This is a genomic window from Actinomycetospora sp. (assembly GCF_055612215.1).
The window spans coordinates 1-2,456 of record NZ_JBVPVA010000793.1; the positions used below are offsets into that span (position 1 = coordinate 1).

The following is a 2,456-nucleotide window of genomic DNA, read 5'->3' on the forward strand; positions in this document are numbered from 1 at the left end:
TGGTGGACGCGCCGGAGTGGCGCTGGGGCTGACCCATGTGAACGGTTGTGGTCGCCATGGCGACCGAGATCGTTCACATGCGAAGCTGGGACGGTGGTTCGCGTCGCCAACTGTGCCGGGTGGCTGTGGGACCGGTTCTCCGGACTGCGGGACGCGCTCGCGGGTCCGGTCGACGTCGTCACCGGCGACTACCTGGCCGAACCCACCCTGCGCCAGCTCGCCCTGGACAAGCAGCGCGACCCGGAGCTCGGCTACGCGCAGAGCTTCCTCGCCCAGTTCACCGACGCCGTGGACCTGCTGGTCGAGCGCGGTGCGCGGCTCGTCGTCGACGCCGGCGGGCTCAACCCGGCCGGGCTCGCGGCGCGGTGCCGCCGGGTGATCGCCGAGGCCGGGCACGACCTCGTCGTCGCGCACGTCGAGGGCGACGACGTCCTCGGCCGGCTGGGCGAGTTCGGGCCGCTCGAGCACCTCGACGACGGCCGCCCGCTCGCCGACTGGGGCCACCAGCCCGGCACCGCCAACGCCTACCTCGGCGGCTGGGGGATCACCGCGGCGCTGGCCGCCGGCGCCCACGTCGTCGTCACCGGCCGGGTCACCGACGCGTCCCTGACGACGGGCGTCGCCGCCTGGTGGCACGGCTGGTCGGTCGAGGACACCTCGCAGGAGGCGTGGGACCGCCTGGCCGGGGCCGTCGCCGCCGCCCACGTCATCGAGTGCGGCCCGCAGGCCACCGGCGGCAACTTCTCGGGCTTCACGACGGTGCCGCGGGTCGACGACCTGGGCTACCCGATCGCCGAGATCGCCGCCGACGGCACCGCGGTGATCACCAAGCACGAGACCGCGGGCGGGATGGTCACCACCGACACCGTCACCGCGCAGCTGCTCTACGAGATCCAGGGCCCGACCTACCTCAACCCGGACGTCACCGTCGACCTCTCCGCGGTCACGGTCACCCATGAGGCGCCCGACCGGGTGTCGCTCACCGGGGTGCGCGGCTCGCCCCCGAGCCCGACGACGAAGCTCGCGATCACCGCGCCCGGCGGGTTCGAGTCGAGCCTGTCGTTCTACGCGACCGGGCTCGACCTCGAGGCCAAGGTCGACCTGCTCCGCACCCACGTCGAGCGGATCACCGGGGCGCTCGACCTGAGCCTGCTGCGCGTCGACCGCATCGGCGCCCCCGTCGAGGACCCGCCCGACCAGTGGGCCGCGGCGCAGCAGATCCTCGTCACCGCGCAGGCCCGCGACCGGGCGCAGGTCGGCGCCGAGCGCTTCATCGCCCCGCTGACCGGGCTCTTCCTGCCCGGCTACCCGGGGCTCTACGTGAACCCGCTGCGGGTCGCGAACCCGGTCGTCGAGTACTGGCCGACGCTCCTGCCGACCGACGCGCTGGCCCACGAGGTGGTGCTCGCCGACGGTGCGCGGCTGCCGGTGAAGGACACCCCGGTGCGTGCCGAGTTCCGCGGGCAGCCACCGTCCGTGCCCGCACCGGGCGTCGACGCCTCCGGGGACACGACGCGGGCGCCACTCGGGTTCGTCGCGCACGCGCGGTGCGGGGACAAGGGCGGGAACTCCAACGTCGGGTTCTGGCCGATCGGCGCTTCCGACGAGGCCTGGGCGTGGCTGCGGGCGGCGGTGTCGGTGGAGTGGGTCGCCGAGGTGTACCCGGGGGTCGCGGTCGAACGGCACGAGTTCCCCGGCCTGCGCGCGGTGCACCTGGTGATCCACGGCATCCTCGGCAAGGGCGCGTCGTCGAACGGGCGCCCCGACATCGCCGGCAAGGCGGTGGCGGAGTTCCTGCGGGCCCGCCACGTCGACGTCCCGACGACGTTGCTCGCGGAGGTCAGCCAGGAGGGAAGCCACGGATGAGCCTCACCGACCGGCTCGAGAAGGCGTGGGCGAACCCGGTGGCCGGCGAGGAGCCGTTCGACCTCGCCGGCGAGCTGGAGACGGTGCTCGGTGGGGTCGGGCTGTCCGTCGACGACGCCGGGGGGACGGTCACGACGACCGGTGCGGATCCGGTCGTGCCGTCGCCGATGCGGATCGGCGGGGCGGCGACGATCGGGCTGCTGACGAAGTCGGTCGCGGCCGCCGCGGTGCACCGGTGGCGGGGCGGCCCGGGCCAGGACGTGCACGTCGACCTGCGCCGCGCCCCGCACCGACTCTGCCCGTTCTACGACCGGCGCTGGGAACGGATGGGCCGCTACCCGGTCGCGTCGTCGCTCGAGTCCGGCAACGCGATGGCGTTCTCGTTCTTCCGCTGCGCCGACGGGCGCTGGGTGATGCCGCAGAACATGTACGCCGGGCTGCGCCTGCGGGCCCAGGAGCTGCTCGGGGTGCCGCTGACGAAGGACCGGGTGACGGCGGCCATCGGGGAGTGGACCGCGCCGGAGCTGGAGTCGGCCGCGGCCGAGGCCGGCGTCGTCATGCCGATGCTGCGCACGCTGCCGGAGTTCCTC

At 74.4% G+C, this 2,456-nt stretch carries 1 protein-coding gene and 1 pseudogene; both read left to right on the forward strand.

From position 1 onward, the window contains the following. Positions 1 to 93 precede the first annotated feature (93 nt). Positions 94 to 1,866 carry an acyclic terpene utilization AtuA family protein gene (locus AC0CYZ_RS21725; RefSeq protein WP_472219153.1) on the forward strand — a complete coding sequence of 591 codons (1,773 nt, stop codon included), beginning with the start codon at positions 94 to 96 and terminating at the stop codon, positions 1,864 to 1,866. After that, positions 1,863 to 2,456, forward strand: a pseudogene (locus tag AC0CYZ_RS21730) (CoA transferase); the annotation flags it as partial. The gene AC0CYZ_RS21725 and the pseudogene AC0CYZ_RS21730, both read left to right, overlap by 4 nt.